We start from the raw sequence: 2,853 nt of genomic DNA on the forward strand, positions 1-2,853 counted from the left end.
AATTCGTTTGTATGTCTGCTACTCGGTTGACAAGAGACGTTGGCTTCTAGTTGTCGGCGTGTTCTTATGGCGCAACGATCAGCGATCAGTGCGCTACTACCATCTTCCTTTCAAAGAAGTTCACCCGCCGGTCAAGAATCTGCCACTGAAACATTGACCATTGCAGCGGTCAAGCTCGCGATCAACAAGAACCGGAAGTATGCCTTTATCCAATGCAATAGCTTGCGCGTGAAAAGGCCGCTATTCGCAGTTGATCTGAAATTTTCGACCGCAATACGCGACAGAATCCGGAGACCCGTGGCATAAAATAGATGCCATGTCATCGCGTTAGAACGACGCGATAACGCGCTTTTCCTGAGCGCAGGCGCTCGATTGCTTTATTGATCTCTGCCATCGGAAACGGCTCAATCGTTGGCGCTATTTTATGACGCGCACAGAACGAAAGCATGTCTTGGATAGTGGCTGGGCTTCCTAATGGAGATGCTCCCACGCTTTTTTGTCCCAATAGGATCGGAAAAACTGGTACGGGGATAGGGTCCGGAACGGCTCCGACAGTATGCAGACGTCCCTTCGGCGCAAGCGCATTGATGTACGCTGCCCAGTCAAGATTGGCGTTGGTGGTGTTTAGAATAAAATCGTACTTCCCAACTAGGCCTTCCATCGCAGCCGAATCACGAGAGTTGACAACGTAATGGGCGCCAAAGTGTTTGGCCTCGTTTCCTTTCTCGACACTGGAGGTAAAAGCTGTAACTTCGCAACCCCATTTAGTCAGGAACTGCAACGCTAGGTGGCCTAAGCCGCCGATGCCGATGACGCCAACGCGCTGTGTGGGTCGAATGCCAGATTGAACAATCGCATTAAAGACGGTGATGCCGGCACAGAACAACGGTCCGGCACTTGCTGCATCCAATTCGGCCGGCAATGGTATCGCCCACTCCACATTGCAGCGAACGACGTCGGCAAAGCCACCAAAACGTCCAAGAATAGTCGCCTCGACTGTTTGGCAGAGGTTATGGTCTCCGCCCATGCAGTAACGACAATGCATGCAGCTTTTGCTGAACCATCCCAATCCGACGCGCTGCCCAACCTCGACAGTTGTTGCATTGCTACCGCGTGCAGTCACGATGCCGATCACTTCATGACCGGCGACGGCTGGGTAGCTGCTGATACCCCATTCGTTGTCCAGCACCGAGAGGTCAGAATGGCAAATGCCGCACGACTCGACCTTGATGTCGACCTGGTCCGATCCCAAATCGGGAAGTTCATAATTGAACGGGGTCAACGCAGCGCCTTGTTCGTGCGCGCCATAAGCTTGTACTTTCTGCATTTGCCGCCTCTGCAAACGTTAGGTTGTAATTATGCTTTTGCGCGGCTACCAAGTTTCTGATAGACGGCTGCCGGCTGCTCGGTCTCGCCATCGAATGACGAACAATAGCGCTTAAACCGGCATGCAGGATCAGTAAATTCAGTTTGGCCATAAAATTCATGCGGAACGTGTTGAGCCGACATTCAGCAGACAATGCGCGACGGCGGGGGCGATCCATCCGATCAGCAAGCAAACAATGCTATGCGGCAGCCACGAAAAGGAATCATTGCATGCGTTTCTATCATTTTTAAATTTATGTCACTTAAAAGCATGTGACTATGTAAGAAAATACAATGAACTGACAATTTTAAAGTTAGCGGATATTTTCGAAATTCGAGAAAATATCCACAAGTCCGGAATCCTTTAGTACATACTCAGAAATAAACGTTCCATCTTTTCTGGAATCACATTGTTCTAAAGGATCAAATGCCGATCGTAAGATTTGATGTCTTAGAAGGGCGCAGCGATTCGGAACTTAAGGCAATGCTTGATGGTGCCCATCGCGCAGTGCTCTCGGCATTTGGTGTGCCAGAACGGGATCGATACCAAATTGTTAGCGAGCATAAACCGTCAAGACTGATTATCGAAGACACGGGTTTAGGCTTTCAGCGTTCCACGAAGGTAGTAGTCGTAAGCGTTACGAGCCGCCCGAGATCTGAAGCAGAGAAATGTCAGTTCTACGTCGATTTGTGTCGTGAACTTAAGGTGAGCGCAAACATTGAACCTGGGGATGTAGTCATATCGTTCACTGTTAACACAGACGCCGACTGGAGCTTCGGGGGCGGGCAAGCCCAGTTTTTGACAGGTCAGCTTTAGTCTGCCAGAAATAAGAGAAGTAAATAAAAATTTTAATCTTAACTAGTAACAAATTAATTATGGAAGTATTCGCCCTTTAGAGGATCGGCAAACTGATACTAGGTGTAACGAGCTTTTACATTCGCGAAGATAAGCAATGCCGGTAAGTTCGCTCGGACTTGTCATCCCTTACCAAACATTATGGCCATCATAAAATTATGACCGATCATGCTACTAAAGAAGCGGATGCGCTTGCCGTCGTCAAAACATTTTATCAAGGTGCCGCGGACGGCAGAATAGTAGAATTCGAGCAATATTTGGCTGAAAATTTTAGATTGTTTGTTCCTGATTATCTTCCGTGGGGTGGTCAATATGACAAAGCCGGGTACGTTTCCATTCTTCCGCGAGTAGCGGCGACGCTTGATTTTTTAAAACTCTCGTATGAGAGCCTGACTGTTCAAGGAGAACACGTTGTTGCATTGATCCGAATTGCCGTCCAAGGAACTGACAAATCGATTTTGATCTCAGAGCACTGGGATATCGCCGAAGGCAAGGCTCAGCGTCTATTGGTCGCCTACTTTGACCCGAAAGTTTTGCTGGACAAAGCCGCATAACGCTTAGAAGCATATACATCTCTAGGAGCTTCATGAATATGCAAGACTTCTCCTCACGTGACAATATCGTTAAACATA

The 2,853-nt window shown here is 48.3% G+C and carries 3 protein-coding genes; 2 read left to right on the forward strand and 1 reads right to left on the reverse strand.

The window, feature by feature from the left end; genetic code table 11:
- Nucleotides 1-319: 319 nt before the first annotated feature.
- A complete protein-coding gene (locus ACFFAR_RS29965) occupies nucleotides 320-1,327 on the reverse strand; it encodes an NAD(P)-dependent alcohol dehydrogenase (protein ID WP_375509093.1) in 1,008 nt (335 codons plus the stop codon).
- Between the two features lie 465 nt (nucleotides 1,328-1,792).
- Between ACFFAR_RS29965 and ACFFAR_RS29970 the strand changes: the two genes are divergently transcribed.
- Entirely contained in the window at nucleotides 1,793-2,182 is a 390-nt protein-coding gene (locus ACFFAR_RS29970) for a tautomerase family protein (protein WP_375509094.1), read from the forward strand.
- Between the two features lie 197 nt (nucleotides 2,183-2,379).
- Nucleotides 2,380-2,775, forward strand: a complete 396-nt coding sequence (locus ACFFAR_RS29975; protein WP_375509095.1) for a nuclear transport factor 2 family protein — start codon at nucleotides 2,380-2,382, stop codon at nucleotides 2,773-2,775.
- Nucleotides 2,776-2,853 lie beyond the last annotated feature (78 nt).

The organism is uncultured Caballeronia sp., from assembly GCF_964243625.1.
Taxonomy (GTDB): domain Bacteria; phylum Pseudomonadota; class Gammaproteobacteria; order Burkholderiales; family Burkholderiaceae; genus Caballeronia.

Coding starts and splice junctions, on each gene's coding strand:
- ACFFAR_RS29965 (WP_375509093.1), bottom strand. CDS start 1,327: ATGCAGAAAGTACAAGCTTATGGCGCGCACGAACAAGGCGCTGCGTTG.
- ACFFAR_RS29970 (WP_375509094.1), top strand. CDS start 1,793: ATGCCGATCGTAAGATTTGATGTCTTAGAAGGGCGCAGCGATTCGGAA.
- ACFFAR_RS29975 (WP_375509095.1), top strand. CDS start 2,380: ATGACCGATCATGCTACTAAAGAAGCGGATGCGCTTGCCGTCGTCAAA.